We start from the raw sequence: 20,738 nt of genomic DNA, 5'->3' as shown, positions 1-20,738 counted from the left end.
AAATCATGGCTAAAAAAAATGATACTGTATCCGTTTTGGCATTTGAAAAAAAACTCGTTCCTTCTGATGGTTATTTTTATGGCACTTGTTGGGATAATAAAAATGAATTTACACCTCTTAAATTACAAGAAAAATCAGTTAGAGGGACTATTTCAAACCGATTAAAACAGGCTATAAAAAATGACCCAGTAAAATTAAACGCAGAAGTTGAAAAAGCAAATTTACAAACAGTGGATGCATGTGCTTTAGGTATTAATCAAGACACGTTAAAACATCAATTTACTTTAAAAGTATTGGGGGGCGTTGAAACACCATCAGCGTGTAATAATCCTATTTTTAAAGAGAGTTATTCAAAAGCCGTTACAGATTATATTGAGCGTACAGGTTTTACCGAATTAGCTTATCGCTATGCTTATAATATTGCATGCGCTCGTTTTTTATGGCGTAACCGTGTCGGTGCTGAAAATATTGAAGTTGTTGTTAAGTGCTTGAATAAAGGTATGGAACAAACCTGGATATTTAAAGCATTAGAATTAAATATTCGTAACTTTGATAAGAAAAATGATGAAGTGGCAAAGTTAGGACAGTTAATTGCTAATGCATTGAGTGGAAAAAGTCCGGCACTTTTATTAGAAATCACGACTTATTCGCAATTAGGGAAAGCTCAAGAAGTTTATCCAAGTGAAGAATTAGTGCTTGATAAAGGGAAAGGTAAGAAAAGTAAAATTCTTTATCACGTTAATGGATTGGCCGCCATGCATTCTCAAAAAATCGGTAACGCGCTGCGCTCTATTGATACATGGTATCCCGCATACCATGAGAATGGCTTACCGATTGCAATTGAACCCTATGGAGCCGTAACTAATTTAGGGACAGCCTTTAGAACACCTAAAGACAAGCAAGATTTTTATACTCATTTTGATAAATGGGCTAGAGGTGAAACGCTTGAAAATGAAACGGATGAACACTATGTGATGGCTATTTTAGTTCGTGGTGGTGTGTTTGGTGAAAGTGATAAATGAGGTGAGTCATGAAGTTTTATCAAGAACTGACCTTATTGCCTGATGCAGAGATAGATCTTGCTTTTTTATGGACGAAAATTTATCAGCAGATCCATTTAGCATTGGTTGAAAATAAACAGGAAAATAATCAAAGCTTAATTGCCATTGGTTTTCCTGAATATGGAAGCCCTGGTTTTTTCTTAGGACGAAAATTACGTTTATTTTCGCCTGAAGAAAAGCTTTTAGAAACGTTAGATATCATTCGTTGGTTAACTCGCTTATCAGATTATGTGCATATTAAGTCTATCCAACCAGTACCTGAATATACCACGTCAGTTTGTTATCTTCGTGAGCATATAAAAGGTAAGGTGCGTGTAGAAAAAGAGATGTATAAGAAAGCTGTATTATGGGCTAAAAAAACCGGTGCAACTATCGAATCATGTTTATCTGAATTAGAAAAAACACGACCTAAGCATAGTCAATTACCTTTTATTTGGATGGAGAGTCAGCGGACTAAACAACGAAATGGAGAGACACAAAAATTTCCTTTGTTTATAAAGCAGATTTTTATAAGTTCGCCACAACAACAGCATTTTAATTGTTATGGATTAAGTTTATCTCAATCTAAGCAAGAATTATTGTCAACAGTACCTTGTTTTTGACCTTTGTTTTTCGCTCTTTAATAATGGAATGATAAATCAATAAGTTATAATAGTAGGTAAAATAAAGGGGTAAAACCCAAATTTATCTTTAGCCTATTGTTATAACTTGTTTTTTATGTTTTTATTTCTTGTTCACTGCCATACAGGCAGCTTAGAAATGGCTGAAATTCTTCTTTTTGGCGACGCATTGGTTCACTGCCATACAGGCAGCTTAGAAACAATTAATCCTTTTAGGTGAAGGAATGCCTGCGTTCACTGCCATACAGGCAGCTTAGAAAATTATCAATTTGCGCACACTCCAGATAATCAAGTTCACTGCCATACAGGCAGCTTAGAAATTGTTCTGGTAAAAAAGGCGGTGTATCTCACTGTTCACTGCCATACAGGCAGCTTAGAAAGTTATTTTCAGCAATTGCCTGATCAGCTAATTGTTCACTGCCATACAGGCAGCTTAGAAAGTTACTGCGTGGGCGTCTACTTGGCGTATTCCTGTTCACTGCCATACAGGCAGCTTAGAAAACATCGGCAGACGCTCTTACTTTTTCCGCTATGTTCACTGCCATACAGGCAGCTTAGAAATTTACCCGTATCTTTTATTCCTTTATTTTTTAGTTCACTGCCATACAGGCAGCTTAGAAACATAAAGAAAAAGCCTATCAATTGATAGGCTTGTTCACTGCCATACAGGCAGCTTAGAAAAATATTACGAATACTATTCATTAATAATGGAAGTTCACTGCCATACAGGCAGCTTAGAAATATAATAGCCGACGCAACTTGTTGACCAGCACGTTCACTGCCATACAGGCAGCTTAGAAAATCACAATGTATATGATGCATAGAGTCTGTATGTTCACTGCCATACAGGCAGCTTAGAAATTTTCCCTCACTTTCAATCGTTTTTAATTGGAGTTCACTGCCATACAGGCAGCTTAGAAACGTAGGGGGTATCTTTAACTAATCGACCGAATGTTCACTGCCATACAGGCAGCTTAGAAAGTTGTAGTCAACATCATAAGCCACAATATTTTGTTCACTGCCATACAGGCAGCTTAGAAATAGTAAGTGCTGAGAATATTTAGCGCCACCAAGTTCACTGCCATACAGGCAGCTTAGAAAAGCGAGTGAAACACAAGTTAAAACACGTTTTAGTTCACTGCCATACAGGCAGCTTAGAAAATGCGCCAAGCCTACTGTCATGATAATCAAGTGTTCACTGCCATACAGGCAGCTTAGAAATCGTTGCTCACCCGTTTTTTCAATTCTATCCTGTTCACTGCCATACAGGCAGCTTAGAAAGTTCTTAATCATACTTCCACCCTTTCGACCGTGTTCACTGCCATACAGGCAGCTTAGAAATTTTAAATCTTGTGCAGTATGGGAATTATTAAGTTCACTGCCATACAGGCAGCTTAGAAACTACAAATTCTTTAAAAGTTTTAAATGCGTCTGTTCACTGCCATACAGGCAGCTTAGAAAACCGTTAAATAATTCATCATTTATTTCTTGAAGTTCACTGCCATACAGGCAGCTTAGAAATTTTTAAATGACAGTACCGCTCAAATTCGTTTGTTCACTGCCATACAGGTAGCTTAGAAATTTCCTATCTTTCGCATCTTCCATAAATCAAAGTTCACTGCCATACAGGCAGCTTAGAAAGATAAGGAAATGGGGCGTATTGCTGCGGATGTGTTCACTGCCATACAGGCAGCTTAGAAATGATAACTCCGTCCACAATTGTTTAAATGCGTGTTCACTGCCATACAGGCAGCTTAGAAAATAAGTAAGCCCTCCGACGTAACTGACTGACTGTTCACTGCCATACAGGCAGCTTAGAAAAAGCCAAAGCGAGACACGAACGCGCGACGAATGTTCACTGCCATACAGGCAGCTTAGAAATCTAGCGTGCTGTAAATAGGCATCTGCTGCCGGTTCACTGCCATACAGGCAGCTTAGAAATGTTACTCTAGTGCCATTAACAGTGACTTCCCGTTCACTGCCATACAGGCAGCTTAGAAATGCAACAAGCGTTGTAAATTGGAATGGGTCACGTTCACTGCCATACAGGCAGCTTAGAAACGTACCGTCAAAGTTATAAGAATCTTCTTTATGTTCACTGCCATACAGGCAGCTTAGAAAAATTTGCTGACCTTTATTGTCAATGCACAGACGTTCACTGCCATACAGGCAGCTTAGAAATACAAACGTTATTAGTGGCTCGTACTGTTGCCGTTCACTGCCATACAGGCAGCTTAGAAATTAGTTAGCGTGTTCATGCTGGATATGTCTTAGTTCACTGCCATACAGGCAGCTTAGAAAATCTTAAACCGCGCTGAAAAGCTAATAGGTGAGTTCACTGCCATACAGGCAGCTTAGAAAACTATCGACAAAGACACACATATACAACATATGTTCACTGCCATACAGGCAGCTTAGAAAAAAAACAGACCCTTTTGACTCAATATCATTTAGTTCACTGCCATACAGGCAGCTTAGAAAATCAGTAGTCATGGTGTTTGTATCTAAGTTGGGTTCACTGCCATACAGGCAGCTTAGAAAAAGCAAGCACAGACCGCATTCAACGCATTTATGTTCACTGCCATACAGGCAGCTTAGAAAGCTCATATGGAATGAGCAACGGATCATTACTGGTTCACTGCCATACAGGCAGCTTAGAAAGCTCATATGGAATGAGCAACGGATCATTACTGGTTCACTGCCATATAGGCAGCTTAGAAATGATTCATTTGACAGAGAATTCTACTGATGAAGTTCACTGCCATATAGGCAGAAAATAGAGCAACGGCTTAGAATGCCATTGCTCTATTACTTTATCAGGTGCGCCGTCCTTTAAGATGGGAGGATATCAAATCCTACCAATACCCCAATACTTTCCACCATGCACTGCCAAGCGTGATCCAAATAATAAGATTAACCACACTCATCACAAATCCCGTTTTCCACCATTCGCCCAATGTCGCGTAGCCTGAACCGAAAATAATGGGGGCTGTACCTGTACCATAATGTGTTAATGACATCATCAATGAAGAAGAGAACGCTAAAATAAGGCCTAATAACATGGGAGGGGCGCCAAGGGCTAAACCCGCGGCATAGAACGCGGCAAACATTGCGGTAATATGAGCGGTAGTACTGGCAAAGAAATAGTGAGAATAAACATAAATGAGTACCAGTAATATCATGCCACTGACCCAACTTATTCCCATACTATCAATACTTGCTCCTACACTGAGTGACAACCACTTAATTAATCCTAGTTTTCCTAAGAAGGATGCCATCATAACTAATGCAGAGAACCAAACTACGGTATCCCATGCACCTTTGTTTTTTAATATATCATCCCAATTTAAAACGCCTGTACATAATAAAATCGATAAACCAATAAATGCTGCTGTTGTTGCATTAACGCTAAATGCATCACCAAATAATAATGCGGGGACACCTGCCCACATAATTAATAACAAGGCGAAAACAGCAAGCGTTATTTTTTCTGGCAATGAAATAGGTCCTAATTGTGCTAATCGCTCCTTAGCAAAATGAGGCGCATTTGGCGTGCTGGTTATTTCAGGCTTATAAAGTAGATAAATAACAATAGGCATTAAAATTAATGAAACAATAGCGGGTACAAAAGCGGCAATTGCCCACATAGACCAACTAAGTTCATGTGTAGGATCTGTTTCACTAATAATGAGGCTGACAATGAGCGGGTTAGGAGCTGTTGCCGTAATAAACATGGCGGAAGTAATAGGATTTATATTGTAGTTCACTAAAGAGAGATAACGGCCTATTTTACCACTTGTACCTTCTTCCGCTTTAGAGTTAAAGCTGTCTGAAATTGAACGCATAATCGGATGGATAATTCCACCACCACGAGCGGTATTGCTTGGCGTTACTGGGGCTAATATGGTTTCGGCAATCGCTAATGAATAGGCGATCCCAATGGTTCTTTTTCCAAAGAGAGAAATAAAATAATAACCAATTCTAGCGCCGAGTCCGGTTTTATTTAAACTCATTGATACCATAATAGAAATACCAATTAACCAGATAAGATCATTGGAAAATCCACTTAATGCATCACCAATAGCCGCTTTGGTTGAATTAGGATTAGTGACACCTGTAACAGCGACTAATGCGATAGCAATAATAGAAACGGCACCAATAGGAAGTGCTTTACCAATAATGGCGGCGATAGTGCCGACAAAGAGCGCTAATAAATGCCAAGCATTGGGATCAACACCGTGTGGTACTGGAATAAGAAACCAGATAATAAGGGTAATAGAAACGGCGATTAATGTAGGTATCGGTCGTAATGGAGTTAATTTATTCATCAGGTTATTCCATTAAGTTGCAGGTTAAATAAATAATCGGAAGTAAAAAATCAAGCTAATAAATATTGTTATTGAAGATGATTTTATTAACATATTATTAAATATTCATTGATTAGTGTCATAAAAATAAAATTATTTTTTAACTGAATTTTAAAATAAGTGATTTTATGTAACCTAATGTTATTGAAATACAGAGTGATTATTTATCTTTTTGTTTTTATTTATGTTTCTATTAGTTTTTTATTGTGGATAAACTTTAATAATAAAAAGCAATTTAAATAATAGGTGGAAATAAAATATAATTATGATATGTAATTTTATCTTATATCACATTTATAATATTAAATTGATAAGATTATAACGAAGTATGTTATTATTTGGGGTCATCTTTATTTTATTAACCTATGTGATTATAATGTTATTAACAATATCTGAATAAGAGTAAATAATATTTACAATTATTTTTGTCATAATATCTAAACCTGAAACAATTCAGCTAAATATTGAAAATAACCTAATAGGTGATACACAATGAAGTATGATTTAAATGATCTCTACTATTTTGTGAAAGTCGTTGAGTTTGGCGGTTTTTCTCAAGCGGCAGAAACATTAGGTATACCTAAATCTAAACTAAGTCGTCGTATCGCTGATTTAGAACAAAAACTCAATGTCTCTTTGATTTATCGCTCTACACGTCAATTTCATGTCACTAAAATTGGGCAGACATTTTATCAACAGTGTAAAAATGTGGTTGCAGAAGCTGAAATTGCGGAAGAAGTTATTTGTTCAGCTCAAGGGCACCCACATGGCACCATTAAACTCTCGTGTCCAGTCGCATTATTACAAATTTATATTCAAGATATTTTGGTCGATTTTATGGAAAAGTATCCGGATATTAATATTCAGATATTAGCTATTAATCGACCCGTTGATGTCATTAGTGAAGGCCTTGATTTAGCTTTACGGGTAAGAGCATTACCGCTAGATGATTCAGGTTTAACAATGAAAATTCTAGGTTATTCTCGACGTGTTCTCGTTGCCAGTCCTCGGTTATTTAGAGGGCAAGAGATCCCAAGTTCACCCGAACAACTTGCAGATTATCCTGTTTTGGCAAATAGTGAACACTCACAACAATATACACTTACGTTAACGCATGAAAATGGCACGGTTTCCACACAACATGTCACACCCAAATTAGCGACAACCGATGTTATTACGCTTTATAAAGCAACATTAAAAGGATTAGGAATAACACGATTACCACTGAGTGTGGTTGAAAAAGAATTACAAAATGGTTCGTTAATTGAAGTATTACCAAATTGGCGTTTTCCTAAAGATGTTATTCATGCAGTTTATCCGTCAAGAAAAGGATTATTGCCAGCGATTCAGGTATTACTGGAATACCTTGCTGATAATATGTCGCCATTAAAAGAGTAGAGCAAGATAAAAACGGCTCCGAATACTAAAGGGAGCCGTTTATACGTTTATTGTGCTATGTCGTATTTTAAACGTGTTACTCGTTAGGAATACGACCAAATTTACCTTGGTTAAAATCATCAATGGCTTGTCTGATTTGTGCTTCGCTATTCATCACAAAAGGACCATAGCCTACAACAGGCTCACTAATCGGTTCACCACTGAGATATAAGACGACGGCATCTTCAATCGCTTCAAGACTAACAGAGCCACCTTCATTATCTAAAATAACCAAATCACCTGTTTGTAATTGGGTTTGATTATCAAGATAAACACTACCGTGTAAAACCACTAAGCCAACATAGCGATCTTTCTTAGTGGGTAGCGTCACTGATTTTGTGCGTTTTAATTGGATATCCCATACATCCACTGGCGAAAAGGTTTTTGCTGCGCCATGCGAATCGTGATAATTCCCAGCAATAATACGCAATTGACCCGCATTATCTGCCAAAGGAATTACAGGGATCGCACTTTCTTTTAATAACTGATAGCCAGCAGGGGCTGATTTAGCCTCAGATGGAAGATTAACCCATAATTGCACCATATCTAACACACCGCCTTCTTTGGTAAATGCATCAGAATGATATTCTTGATGTAAAATACCGGATGCAGCGGTCATCCATTGCACATCACCTGGACCAATTACACCACCTTCTCCTGTGGAATCATGGTGTGCGACTTCACCTTTATAAACAATAGTGACTGTTTCAAATCCGCGGTGAGGATGTTCACCGACACCACGATTATGTCCTTGAGATGCGGGAAAATCAGTCGGACCTGCTCTATCTAAAAGTAAAAATGGATTTAAATATTTACCATGGTTACCATAGCTAAAGAGCGAGCTAACATGAAAACCATCACCAACCCAATGTTGGCGAGGTGCTTTATAAATACCTATGATCTTTTTCATAAAATGTTCCTATAAAATTTCTATAGGTTCTATTTTAAAGTGACTAATATATTTAAGTAGTGGCAAAAATAGATTTCATCATCCTAAAAATAGAACAATAATAAAATGTTTCAGTGTTCTATTTTTAGAATAGTGTTTATCATAATTGCTACTACCGAGCTTTTTATTAATTGATTATTGTTTATGACAACGAAAGAGAAAAAAGATAAAAATGTTTTTCTCTAATATTGTTCTTCAATCATGTTAATAATCAAATTAATTAAAAGGAATAAAAAAATGAGCACTCCAGCAAACTTTAATGGTCAGCGCCCTGTAATTAATCCAGAAGATGCTGTTATGTTATTAATTGATCACCAAAGTGGTTTATTTCAAACCGTAGGTGATATGCCAATGACTGAATTACGAGCGCGTGCTTCTGTATTAGCAAAAATGGCAACATTAGCTAACATGCCTGTTATTACTACGGCTTCTGTACCACAAGGTCCTAATGGTCCATTAATTCCTGAAATTCATCAAAATGCACCTCATGCAAAATATGTTGCACGCAAAGGCGAAATTAATGCTTGGGATAATCCTGAGTTTGTTGAAGCCGTTAAAGCAACAGGTAAAAAGCAATTAATTATTGCTGGTACTATTACAAGTGTGTGTATGGCATTCCCTGCAATTAGTGCCGTTGCTGAGGGGTATCAAGTTTTTGCAGTGATTGATGCATCGGGTACTTACAGCAAAATGGCTGAAGAAATTACCTTAGCTCGTATTGTTCAAGCGGGCGTAGTCCCTATGGATACCGCCGCTGTTGCTTCTGAAATTCAAAAAACATGGAACCGTGCTGACGCTGCACAATGGGCGCAAGCGTATACTCAAATTTTCCCTGCTTATCAGCTATTAATTGAAAGTTATAGCAAAGCGCAAGATGTATTAAAAAATAATGAAGTTTTAGATTCTCAGCGTTAATTAATTTTCAACGTTCTTTTTAATTTGTATTTTCTGTGTTTAAAGATGCCTATAAAGCCTTTTCTTTATGGGCATATTTTTATAAAAATAGATTAGGAACCAATAATGAAATTTATTTTTCCTGCTGTATTATCCTCATTATTACTTGTGCCCACAGTACAAGCAAATGAATATAAACTTGAACCGACACATACTAAAGCTATGTTTTATATTGATCACTTCGGGACTTCGACCAACAGTGGGGGTTTTTATGAAATTGAAGGAGATTTAACTTATCTTCCAGAAAAAAATATAGGAAAAATAAATGTTTCTATTCCAGTTGAAACATTAAATACGGGATTAACAGCATTTGATAAGCATGTGAAAAGTGCTGATATCTTGGATGTAGATAAATACCCAACCATTCAGTTTTCTTCAACTCAATGGCATTTTTCTAATAATAAGCCCACTTCTATTGAAGGGTTATTAACAATGAAAGGAAAAACGCTACCTATTCAATTAACAGCCACTAAATTTAATTGTTATGAAAGTCCTGTATTTAATGCGCCTGTTTGTGGTGGCGATTTTGAAACAGTCATTAAACGTTCGGATTGGGGAGTGGACTTTTTAGTCAAGGAAGGGATGGCTGATAATATGACATTAAAAATTCAAGTCGAAGCTATTAAGCAGTAACTTAAGTCATATATTAAATATTCTTTCTATTTTAAAAGCCTTATTAAATACAAGGCTTTTTTTGTTATTGAATAAAATAAAGCGCCGCTAAAAATAAAGACGAATTTAAATATTTAAGAAAGAAGACGGGATTTTTTTATTTGTTGATAATAATTATTTATTGTTGTATGTTAAATAATTGTGATACCAGTATTGTTTATCTTTGTTTTATTTGAATTTTACGCTCTGCAAGTTGTTTAAGGAACGTTAAATTTCCTTCTAAAGTTTTTGGTTTTATTCCTGAATTAATAAACTTTCCTCATCATAATTTATTTAATAAATATCATCCGATTAAATAAAAATTTTTTACAATAAATAAGTGTGACTTCTATCACTCTACATTTCTATTTTTCTTCAGTATGTTTATATACAGAGATTAGAAATTAATAAATCAGACATTTATTTATATTGCTTAATAAATTAAGCAAATAGGCTTCTTATTATCAAAAAAACGAAATGCAAATAAATATGTGTTGTTACATATATTAAATGCGTTAAGGATATCATAATGATCCATGCTTTTATTAAAAAAGGGAGCTTTCAGGATTCCGTAAGCCTGATGATTATTTCCCGAAAATTAAGTGAAGCCCCTGAGGTGGAAGAAATTTCCGTCATGATGGGAACACCAGCGAATAAATCTCTTCTTGATGTCACCGGTTTCTGGCATGACATGTTTAACGAAGCAACACCGAATGACATTTGTGTTTCGATTAAAGCGGAATCAGACGATCCTGCCATTATCGATATGATTTCAACGGCATTAGAAGACGCACTTGCCGAAATTGCAAGTGGTCAAAAAGGTGGTAACAAATTAACGACAGTCCGTAGCTGGCGTACCGCTAAACAAAAAAATCCTAATGCCAATATGCTACTTATCTCTATTGCTGGTGAATATGCTGCTGAGTTAGCCGATACGGGGTTAGAAGATGGCTGTAACGTTATGCTGTTCTCTGACAACGTTTCTATCGCAGATGAAAAAGCATTAAAAGAAAAAGCAGCGGCAAAAGGTTTGATTGTTATGGGACCTGACTGTGGTACAGCAAATATTGCAGGTGCTCCTCTTGCTTTCGCTAACATTGCACCGAAAGGTTCAATTGGTATTGTTGGCGCATCAGGGACAGGTATTCAAGAAATTACCTCTCAAATCGTTTTACAGCGCCAAGGTATTTCTCATTCAATTGGCTTAGGCGGTCGTGACTTAACAGAGCAAATAGGTGGGATCAGTGCGGTCACTGCTATCAATATGTTGGCTGCTGATCCTAATACTCGGGTTATCGCTTTTGTTTCTAAGCCACCAGCACCCGCTGTTCGTCAAAAAATTATTGCTGAAATGAAACGCCATAATAAACCGATTGTGGCTCAATTCTTAGGTACAACTCCTGAGAAATTTCAAGACGACAATATCTATTTCACTCGCACTTTAGATGAAACCGCACGCATTGCGGCTGAGTTAGCTCGTGTTGAAGACATTGCTGCAGAACTGCCAAAAGTAGCAGGTAAGAAAATCATTGGTCTTTATGCGGGGGGGACGTTAGCAGCAGAGTGCGCCATGTTGTTATCTGAAAAACTCAATGTTGAAGTCGATAACGAACATAAACAAGGCACAATGCTAGATGCTGATGGCCACAAAATTATCGATATGGGTGATGATTTCTATACACAGGGTAAACCACACCCAATGATTGATCCCTCTACACGTAACAAATTTATCAGTGAGCTAAGCAATAAAACAGAAGCTGGCGTGCTACTGGTTGATTTTGTTATTGGCTATGGCGCAACTCAAGATCCAGCCGGCGCGTTAATTCAGGAAATCAAAAAACTGAATGAGAAACGTGGCGAAGCAAATCCACTGATCACTATCGCAACTATCACGGGGACTGAAGACGATCCACAAAACCGCAGCGAACAGCAAAAACAGCTAAAAGAAGCGGGCATTATTGTGATGGATACGTTGCCAGAAGCCGTTTTATTAGCAAAAGAATTAATCCAGCCACATCCAGCAGAAGCACATGCCGAAGTATCGCCACTGCTTAACGGGATCTCTGTGATCAATGCAGGATTACGTAGCTTTGCGGACGATCTGCAATCAAGTGGTACCCCTGTTGTTCATTATCAGTGGGCACCCGTCGCAGGTGGTAATAAAAAACTGGCTGAAATATTAAAGAAATTGAAATAAGGAATTGCAGATATGTACTCAACTATCGAACAAGCGAATGAAGCAGTTATCGAACGTATCCGTGAAGCCCGTCCTCACTGGTGTGATGTTAGCTTAGCAAAAGAAGTTGTTCCTACTTTAGAGACAGGTAAAAAATTACTTCACGCTGGCCCACCAGTAACTTGGGAGGAAATGAGTGGCCCTGTTCGTGGTGCCTGTATCGGAGCTTCTTTATTTGAAGGCTGGGCAGAAACGGAAGAACAAGCATTAACGATGTTAGAAGCGGGGGAAATTGAGTTTATTCCTTGCCATAACGTAAATGCAGTAGGTCCAATGGGAGGGATCACTTCTGCGCATATGCCAATGCTGGTTATCAAAAACCACATCCATGGTAACTACGCTTACTGCAACATGAACGAAGGTATCGGTAAAGTAATGCGTTTTGGTGCTTACGGTCCTGATGTGCAAGAGCGTTTACATTGGATGAAAAATAGCTTAGCGCCAGTATTAAAAGCGGCCATTGCAACCTTTGAAAACGGTATCGATTTGACGGCAATTATGGGGCAAGCAATTACGATGGGTGATGAATTCCACCAACGTAACATTGCTGCATCTGCACTGTTACTGCGTCAGCTTGCACCAGTATTAGGCACTTTAGATTTTGAAGAAGCTGAAATCACAAAAGTGACTAAATTCCTGAGCATTACAGACCAATTCTTCCTGAACTTAGCAATGGCGTACTGTAAAGCGGCGATGGATGCGGGTGCTCAAATCAAGCAAGGGACTATCGTCACTGTGATGACACGTAATGGTAGCAACTTTGGTATCAAAATCAGCGGAATGGGTGACCAATGGTTTACCGCTCCGGTAAATACACCACAAGGTCTGTTCTTCTCTGGTTTTAGCCAAGCAGATGCAAACCCAGATATCGGTGACAGTGCAATTACTGAAACCTTCGGTATTGGTGGTGCTGCAATGGTTGCGGCTCCTGGTGTAACTCGCTTTGTCGGTGCATCTGGTGGTATGGATGCGGCTCGTGAAGTGACTGAAGAAATGGCTGAGATCTATCTTGCTCGTAACATGATGTTGCAAATACCGACTTGGGATTTCCAAGGTGCATGCTTAGGTTTAGATGCTCGTCGTGTTGTTGAAACCGGGATCACTCCACTGATTAACACGGGTATTGCACATAAAGAGCCAGGTGTTGGTCAGATTGGTGCAGGTACTGTACGCGCACCTTTAGGTTGCTTTGAAAAAGCGATTGTTGCACTCGCTGAAGAGCTAGGTATCGACGCTTAATCTCGTTTTTTAACGACAAAGTACAGCAATAAAGGGGGCATTATGCAAATTCAAGCACTTCAGACCAGCCAGCATATCGCTGATTTTGAAGGTGAGATTAAATGTGTGGGCATTTATGACCATGCTTTGAATTTCATTTGTCCTCAACAACGCTTAATGACTTTTCATCGTGAAGGAAGAGGATTAAGCCCGATGGGATGGTTACTGAAACAAGCGGATTTTGATTATTTTGCAAAACAGTGCCATCCCTCGATTGTCATGAACCTTAAAAACCATCAAGCGATACTCGCCAATAAGCTGACATTGATCGCGGGTCCAAGTGAAAATTTGCGCTTACAAGATAAAGCGGATTTAGATTTGCGTTGGTTAGAAAGTTTCTTTTCTTTGTTATCCCCTGCGATTGCAACGGGATTATACGGATCATTGAAAAATTACCGTCAAATTGCGCAACTTAGCGAAATTAAGTTATTAACTAAGCTGTTTCATACTCAGCTATTAGGCAATGCAGTTAACTGGGCTATTTTTACAGGGAAAGGCCCCGGATTAACGCCAAGTTCAGATGATATGCTTGTAGGAATGTTATTTGCACATTATTTAGCAGAGCCAGAAAATAAAATTAATAATTTTTTTAATAACACACCGCCTTTATCTGAATTGACCACCATTGTCAGTAAGCATTATTTGGAATATGCCACACAGGGAATATTTTCTACCTATCTCATTCAATTAGGTAAAAAAATAAAGAATAAAGAGATTATTTTTAAGGATATGTTGGAAATACTCTCTATTGGTCATCATTCCGGCGCGGATACATTACTGGGATTATGGATTGGTTACCAAGCTAAAAAACAACAACAGCATATTGATTAATTTTTTTTAATAAAAGAATTTATATAAACATTCGGATACGGATAATTATGAAAACAATTGTTATCGCTTTAGGCGGAAATGCATTATTGCAACGCGGAGAAGTGTTGTCTGCTGAAAATCAATATAAAAATATTGAATTAATGTCAGAGACAATTAATAAATTAGCTAAAGAGTATCGTGTTGTATTAGTACACGGTAATGGGCCTCAAGTTGGATTACTTGCACTACAAAACCTTGCATATCAAGATGTTCCTGCATATCCATTGGATATTTTAGTCGCAGAAAGCCAAGGTATGATTGGTTATATGATGATGCAGAAAATTAATCAGAATGATCCTGAGCAAGCAATTACAACAGTCATGACTCGAGTTTCAGTTGATATTAATGATGAAGCATTTAACGATCCAAGTAAATTTATCGGCCCTATTTATGATGAAGCTGATAAAGAAGAATTAATTGCGAAGTATCAATGGACATTTAAACAAGATGGTAAACATTATCGTCGAGTTGTTCCATCACCAACACCGAAAAAGATTATTGATATCGAAGCTGTAAGACTTTTATTAGATAAAGGTCATATAGTTATTTGTGGTGGAGGTGGTGGTATTCCAGTCAACAACTCAAATAATGAATTTATTGGTAGTGAAGCTGTTATTGATAAAGATTTAACGGCAGCTTTAATTTCTCGTGAATTAAATGCAGAACACTTTGTTATTTTAACAGAGGCCGACGCTATTTATAAAAATTGGGGTACACCAGAACAAGCTGCAATTCGTGAAGCAACACCAGAAGAACTTGCACCAATGGCTGTCGCTGATGGCGCAATGGGACCAAAAATTATGGCAGTGAGTGATTTTGTGAATGCAACAGGGCAACAAGCTCATATTGGTGCATTACAAAATATTCAACAAGTTATTGAAGGTCAGTCTGGCACTTTAATTTATAAGTCTTAATAAAAATTCTTTCAGGAGCGTCATTATGAACGATGCACAAGTGAATGAGAAAGGCAAAGTCCCTTATTGGGTCAAACTGACCATTATCTTCTTCTTTGGTTGGATTGCTTTGTATGGTAGCCGTGCCATTATTGGTCCTTTAATGGTAAATATTGGTGCTGAGTTTGATCTTTCTAAAGCTCAACTTGGCTCCATTATGAGTATTTTCTTTATCGGATATACTGCACTAAATATTCCATCAGGTATGATTGGTGACTATTTAGGTAAGAAAAAAGTATTAGTAACAGGTGTTGTTCTCTTTGGTGGATTCACCATTATTGCGGGGATGATGCCAACTTATGTGACCTTTATGTTTGCATGGGTCATGGTGGGGATATTCCAAGGTTTTTATTATGGTCCTCAGTATGGTCTATCTTCGGAAGCGATACCAAAACATCGTATTACATTAGGTAGTGCGATTATCAATAGTGGTATGGCGTTTGGTTTATCTATTGGTTATTACATCTCAAGTATTTCTGTTGGTGAGATGGGAATGAGCTGGCGTGCTCCGTTCTATATTATTGGTGTGCCAATTATTATCATTGGTTTGGTTATGTTATGGATCATTAAAGATAAGCCAAAAGCACAACCAGCGACAGAAAATGGCGCACCAAAACAGAAAGTTAAACTGACATTTAAAGATTTATTTGGTAATCGTAATATCAACCTTGCGTATGTCACCATCTTCTGCTCAATTTATGGCTTCTTTGTATTAGTCACTTGGTTACCGTACTACTTAGAAACTGAGCGTGGAATTACGGGGACACAAATTTCAACTATCGCATCATTAATGCCATGGTTTGCTATTCCTGGTTCACTGATATTTAGCTGGGTTTCAGATAAAATTGGTCGCCGTAAACCCGTATTATTAATCATGTTACCACTGTCATTAGTCGCTATTCTTGCGGTACCAATGTCAGAATCAATGCCGGTATTAATTGGTGCGCTGATCCTTTACGGTATTGTCGGTAAAATTAGTACAAACCCTGTACTTGTTGCTGTGGTTGCTGATAACTCACCGAGACATGCACTAGGTACATCATTTGGTGTTTATAACTGTATCGGTATGTTGGGTTCTGTTTTTGCACCAACATTAACGGGTTTCCTATCAGACAAAACCGGTAGCATGGACTCGGGTTTCTACTTTGCCGCTATCCTAATTTGTATCGGTATTGTGGCTAGCCTCTTTATTAAAGAAAGCAACAATAATGAAGAAGCAAAAGCGTAGTTCGCTATTCAGATAGTCATTGGACTACACAGTAAAAGGGCAAACTTCGGTTTGCCTTTTTAATTTAAAGGATCGTAAAACGATTGCACACTCGGATGATTTTGCTTAAATAATTCCACTAAATAACTGACTACCGCACCTTTTTTATCTTCACACCATGCTAATGAAAGCGGAGAGTTGTGACGACGATTTTTTACTTCTTTGGCAATTAACTGTCCGCTATCAATAAGTGGTTTGCATAAACTTAATGGTAAAAATCCTATTCCCACGCCTTTTAAATGACAGGCTAATTTAGTGTGTAAATCAGGTACTCGGATCTCATGCTGACCCGATAAACGCCATGCAGTACGTTTAGAAAGATGACGAGATGTATCTTCAACATTTACAGCAGAATACATACGCATTTGATCATCACTTAATACACCACTGATATTGGCTAAAGGATGATTAGGCGCGACAACAAATTGCCATTGGATCTCACCCATCGCACAAATATTAATATTATTCTTAAGGGATTCATTACCTGTAACACCGATAGCAAAATGATAATCCTCGTTAATAAGCGCATCCCAAACCCCCATATAGACTTGGCGAGTAATATGAAATTGGGTAGAAGGAAAACGTTGATGAAGACAAGCCAACATGCTGGCAACCGCAGTGCGATCATAGAGAAGATTATTAATAACAATATTGACTTGATGTTCGACACCGGCGTTCATTTGCTGAAGTTCAACAGGCATTGATTCTAACCATACAATCCATTGACGACATTTTTCTAATAGATATTCTCCTGCCGGTGTGAGTGTAACTGTTCTGGTGGTGCGATTAAAAAGTTGGGTACCGATATTTTCTTCTAATGTTTTTATACGGTAACTGATCGCCGCTGATGTTTTATGAAGTACATCGGCGGCTTTGGTAAAACTTTGGCAATCAGCGACCTGTATAAAAGTACGGATCATTTCTTGGTCTAACATATCTTTTGTCCTGGTAATAAGAGGGGCAAAATATCAGCAGATTATGCTGAATTAAAAAAGCCAACAAAGCAAAGCTTACCTATTTTTTCTGAGGTCTATACTGCAAAGTAAGACAACTTCTTATCGTATTAATGGATGTTATTATTTTGGGCTTATTATTGTTCGCCGTATGAAGTTTTGATTATTTATAGATAAGCGATAAAGCATACTAACAAAAATTTCATCGGATGATGGGCGCAAATAAGAAGATCTGTATTCTATTTATGTGATTGCTTTCACGTTTCACTTATCCTTTTACTGACGAAGTTAAGATATCAGTAAAAGGCAGTGAATGTCAGGATAAAAAATAGGTCATCGTTGTGATATGAAAAAGAGAGATCACGCTATTTTAAATGGATAGGTAAAAAAGAGCAGGTGAGTCAGATTAAGTGCAAAGTGAAATAGTGTTGCAACCCAAAGTCGACCACTCCACATCCAAGCTAATCCATAAATAATACCCGCCAATGACGCAAATATGATCAGCAATAATCCACCAGCGAAATGCGCTAAACCAAAGATAATGGCTGCGATTAATAGCGCAATATAAGGGGGGAGGTAACGTGATAATGTTTGCTGAATAACACCTCTAAATAATGCTTCTTCAGCGAGTGATACAAAAAAGAGATTTGCGAGAATAAACGCAGGTAACCACGACGGAAAATGCAATTCAATTGCTAATCCCCCTAACGTTACAGCGATTAGTAACAATGCAGGAATAGCAATAATTAGCATTGCCCACTGTAATTTATTTGCTTCTCTTAATGGCTCGCAGACGAAAAGTGTAGGAATAAAGATCAGAAAAATAAAAGGCAATAATGCTTTATCTGCATTGAAATAAAAAGAAAAAGGCGCGCTTTTCATCCCGATAATGGCGTGTGAAAGGTAACGTAAATTGTTAAAGCCAGGAATAAGGTGAAAAGTTAATCCACTGGCAATAATGACAAGCGCAAGAATGATGATAGCTTTAAGTAGAGGCTGTTTTTTATAGCGGGAATAGGCAAGAGCCAGTAAGAGAATACTCAAAATAACGGGAAGGGCGTGCCATGTAATAACACCAGTTATAAATGCGCTAAGTGCTGTAAATATCAGTGTAGTAAACGCAAGAGTACGATTGAAACCCAAAAATAATAAAGAAAAAGCAAGAAGTAACCAAGTAATCATAATTGTAAAAAATCTAAAATGAAAAGGAGCGCTAGGGTAAAAGATAGCAGCCTTTTAGGCTATCACTATAAATAAAAAAATAGAGAAATCTGACCTCTTTATTCGCGGTTTTTTTATTTAATTGTTTGATTTTTAATGCAAATATAAAACATTGATTTTTAATCTAAAATTAAAACAATTGTTTAATTTATATAATGATAGTCAATTTGTGATATTAAATAAATAAGTATGAGCAAAATAGGGAGTATAAAAATGCCGATAGTTTTAATATCGGCATTTGGGGGAATATAGGCGAGTTTACTTTGGATTAAATAAGGTAAAACTAAACGTAAAAATAGCGAATAACATGGAAGAAAATAGGCGCTGCAAAACAGAGGGAATCCATTCTATCCATCATGCCGCCATGACCTTCGATCATGGTGCCAAAATCTTTTACTCCACTGTCTCTTTTGATTGCAGACATACATAAACCACCTGCAAAACCGGCTAATGTAATGACTAAAGAGAGTAAAAATGCCGCCCACCATGAAAAAGGCGTTGCCCACCACAACATCATACCAATAAGGCTGGCGGAGATAATGCCACCAAAAAAACCTTCCACTGTTTTATTGGGACTTAATTTAGGCACGATAGGATGTTTGCCAAATAATTTACCAAACACATATTGAAGTACGTCAGAAACCTGTACCACTATCATTAAAAAGAGCAGTAAATTGATATTACGACCTTCGAAACCTTCAATTGGCAACATTAAAAGTGCCGGTGCATAACTTAGGCAATAAATGGCTATCATCACACTCCATTGTACTTTCGCCATACGTTCTAAGAAGTGGCGAGTGTCACCTGAAAGAGCCATACGTGTTGGTATTAATAAGAAGGCGTAAACGGGAATAAATACCGCCATTAAGTTGTACCATTGCACACCGACAAGAATGTATTGGATAGGCAATATAACGAAGAAACACCAGAAGAGCGCTTCATGGTCGCCACGATGTGTGGGGGTTAACGTAATCAGTTCGCGTAATGCAAGCCATGAGATAATGGCAAATAGGACGACAGATCCGATTGCCCCAATCCCTATTGCTACACCCGCAATAATACACATTACCCACCACGCATTGATCCTTGAATTAAGATTCGTGATAGTGGATGTCGGACCTTTTACTGCCGCTAAAATAGCACCAATAATGCTGGCGATAATTAAGAATGAGAAGAGCCCAATAAAGATCCAGAGGACTTCGTTATTAATAGGTTCCATTGTGTAGCTCCTCTAATGCACTTTTTGCTCTTACCAGAAACGCTTGTTTACTTTCATTTTCATGAGTAGATCCAATAGGAGCACCAAAAATTGCACTGCAAATAACAGGAACAACTAAGCGAGAACCTTTAGGAAGGACTCTATTTAAGTTTTCCAGGTAAATAGGGACTAATTGTACATTCGGATTTTTACGGGAGAGATGCCAAAGGCCAGCTTTAAAATCTTGAATAGATTCACCATTACCTCGAGTACCCTCAGGAAAAATAATTAAAGAATCCCCTTGGTCTAAAATTTCTTGCATCAGAGCAAGAGCATTGGCTTTATTGGGTGCTGAGCTATTTTGGGGTTGTTCTACGTGCTCTTCGCAAGAATTTTCTTCTGGTGGAAAATTCATTTTTGCCGCATGACGAGGAATAAGAATAGCTCGAAAGATACGACGAGATAAATAACGGCGTAAGCGGTTTTTATTCCAATAATCTTCAGCAGCAACGGGATGAACATAAGGGCGAATATTGGGCGAAAGACAAGACCAAATGACTAAACCATCAAGATGGCTAGAGTGGTTAGCGTAATAAATACAAGGTGTATCTTTTGCAATAGGCGAGGTTTGTTTAGCGCGAATACCTGTTAAGAATCGACAAATAGAGACTAAGACGGATGATACTACTTTTGCATCTAAAGCTAGTTTTCCATTTTTCATTA

General features: G+C 37.7%; 16 protein-coding genes and 1 CRISPR repeat array. Of the genes, 10 read left to right on the top strand and 6 right to left on the bottom strand.

The genetic code is table 11. The features are described from left to right. The first annotated feature begins 5 nt into the window (after positions 1-5). Both csy3 and cas6f read left to right on the top strand, forming a co-directional pair. Positions 6-1,022: a type I-F CRISPR-associated protein Csy3 gene (csy3, locus tag SB028_RS15245; RefSeq protein ID WP_069367313.1), complete on the top strand. Its 1,017-nt coding sequence runs from the start codon at positions 6-8 to the stop codon at positions 1,020-1,022. An 8-nt stretch (positions 1,023-1,030) separates the two neighbouring features. Further along, a complete protein-coding gene (cas6f, locus tag SB028_RS15240) occupies positions 1,031-1,663 on the top strand; it encodes a type I-F CRISPR-associated endoribonuclease Cas6/Csy4 (RefSeq protein ID WP_069367314.1) in 633 nt (210 codons plus the stop codon). Positions 1,664-1,793: 130 nt separating this feature from the next. Beyond that, positions 1,794-4,402: direct repeats of the CRISPR family, unit length 28 nt; unit sequence GTTCACTGCCATACAGGCAGCTTAGAAA. Positions 4,403-4,536: 134 nt separating this feature from the next. Here cas6f and SB028_RS15235 read toward each other — a convergent pair. Continuing rightward, the gene (locus SB028_RS15235; RefSeq protein WP_069367315.1) at positions 4,537-6,009 is read right to left on the bottom strand and encodes an anion permease; all 1,473 of its coding nucleotides are present in this window, start codon (positions 6,007-6,009) and stop codon (positions 4,537-4,539) included. 531 nt (positions 6,010-6,540) lie between these two features. On the opposite strand from SB028_RS15235, the gene SB028_RS15230 reads away from it, so the two are divergent. After that, positions 6,541-7,446 (top strand): LysR substrate-binding domain-containing protein, encoded by a 906-nt coding sequence (locus SB028_RS15230; RefSeq protein ID WP_069367316.1) that lies wholly within the window; start codon positions 6,541-6,543, stop codon positions 7,444-7,446. Positions 7,447-7,522: 76 nt separating this feature from the next. Here SB028_RS15230 and SB028_RS15225 read toward each other — a convergent pair whose 3' ends face one another. After that, positions 7,523-8,395 carry a pirin family protein gene (locus SB028_RS15225; RefSeq protein ID WP_069367317.1) on the bottom strand — a complete coding sequence of 291 codons (873 nt, stop codon included), beginning with the start codon at positions 8,393-8,395 and terminating at the stop codon, positions 7,523-7,525. A gap of 276 nt (positions 8,396-8,671) precedes the next feature. Between SB028_RS15225 and SB028_RS15220 the strand changes: the two genes are divergently transcribed. The 7 genes from SB028_RS15220 (at position 8,672) to SB028_RS15190 (ending at position 16,604) form a co-directional block, all read left to right on the top strand. Next, positions 8,672-9,349 carry a hydrolase gene (locus tag SB028_RS15220; protein ID WP_069367318.1) on the top strand — a complete coding sequence of 226 codons (678 nt, stop codon included), beginning with the start codon at positions 8,672-8,674 and terminating at the stop codon, positions 9,347-9,349. 105 nt (positions 9,350-9,454) lie between these two features. Then, positions 9,455-10,021, top strand: a complete 567-nt coding sequence (locus SB028_RS15215; RefSeq protein WP_069367319.1) for a YceI family protein — start codon at positions 9,455-9,457, stop codon at positions 10,019-10,021. A 547-nt stretch (positions 10,022-10,568) separates the two neighbouring features. Continuing rightward, entirely contained in the window at positions 10,569-12,236 is a 1,668-nt protein-coding gene (locus tag SB028_RS15210) for an acyl-CoA synthetase FdrA (protein ID WP_069367320.1), read from the top strand. 12 nt (positions 12,237-12,248) lie between these two features. Next, positions 12,249-13,514, top strand: a complete 1,266-nt coding sequence (locus SB028_RS15205; RefSeq protein WP_069367321.1) for a DUF1116 domain-containing protein — start codon at positions 12,249-12,251, stop codon at positions 13,512-13,514. A gap of 42 nt (positions 13,515-13,556) precedes the next feature. After that, positions 13,557-14,384, top strand: a complete 828-nt coding sequence (locus SB028_RS15200) for a DUF2877 domain-containing protein (protein WP_069367322.1) — start codon at positions 13,557-13,559, stop codon at positions 14,382-14,384. 47 nt (positions 14,385-14,431) lie between these two features. Next, complete coding sequence (locus tag SB028_RS15195) at positions 14,432-15,337, top strand: carbamate kinase (protein ID WP_069367323.1); 906 nt, start codon at positions 14,432-14,434, stop codon at positions 15,335-15,337. Between the two features lie 25 nt (positions 15,338-15,362). After that, positions 15,363-16,604 carry an MFS transporter gene (locus SB028_RS15190; RefSeq protein ID WP_069367324.1) on the top strand — a complete coding sequence of 414 codons (1,242 nt, stop codon included), beginning with the start codon at positions 15,363-15,365 and terminating at the stop codon, positions 16,602-16,604. Between the two features lie 59 nt (positions 16,605-16,663). Here SB028_RS15190 and allS read toward each other — a convergent pair whose 3' ends face one another. From allS to SB028_RS15170, 4 genes are all read right to left on the bottom strand, one after another. Then, positions 16,664-17,578, bottom strand: a complete 915-nt coding sequence (gene allS, locus SB028_RS15185) for an HTH-type transcriptional activator AllS (protein ID WP_036934748.1) — start codon at positions 17,576-17,578, stop codon at positions 16,664-16,666. A gap of 378 nt (positions 17,579-17,956) precedes the next feature. Then, positions 17,957-18,778: a CPBP family intramembrane glutamic endopeptidase gene (locus SB028_RS15180; RefSeq protein WP_069367325.1), complete on the bottom strand. Its 822-nt coding sequence runs from the start codon at positions 18,776-18,778 to the stop codon at positions 17,957-17,959. 322 nt (positions 18,779-19,100) lie between these two features. Continuing rightward, a complete protein-coding gene (locus SB028_RS15175) occupies positions 19,101-20,036 on the bottom strand; it encodes a phosphatidate cytidylyltransferase (RefSeq protein WP_069367326.1) in 936 nt (311 codons plus the stop codon). Continuing rightward, positions 20,023-20,736: a lysophospholipid acyltransferase family protein gene (locus SB028_RS15170; protein WP_069367327.1), complete on the bottom strand. Its 714-nt coding sequence runs from the start codon at positions 20,734-20,736 to the stop codon at positions 20,023-20,025. Before SB028_RS15170 ends, SB028_RS15175 begins: the two co-directional genes overlap by 14 nt. Positions 20,737-20,738: the final 2 nt, after the last annotated feature.

Source organism: Proteus vulgaris, assembly GCF_033708015.1.
Taxonomy (GTDB): Bacteria; Pseudomonadota; Gammaproteobacteria; order Enterobacterales; family Enterobacteriaceae; genus Proteus.
This window is presented reverse-complemented; position numbering and strand designations above follow the sequence as displayed.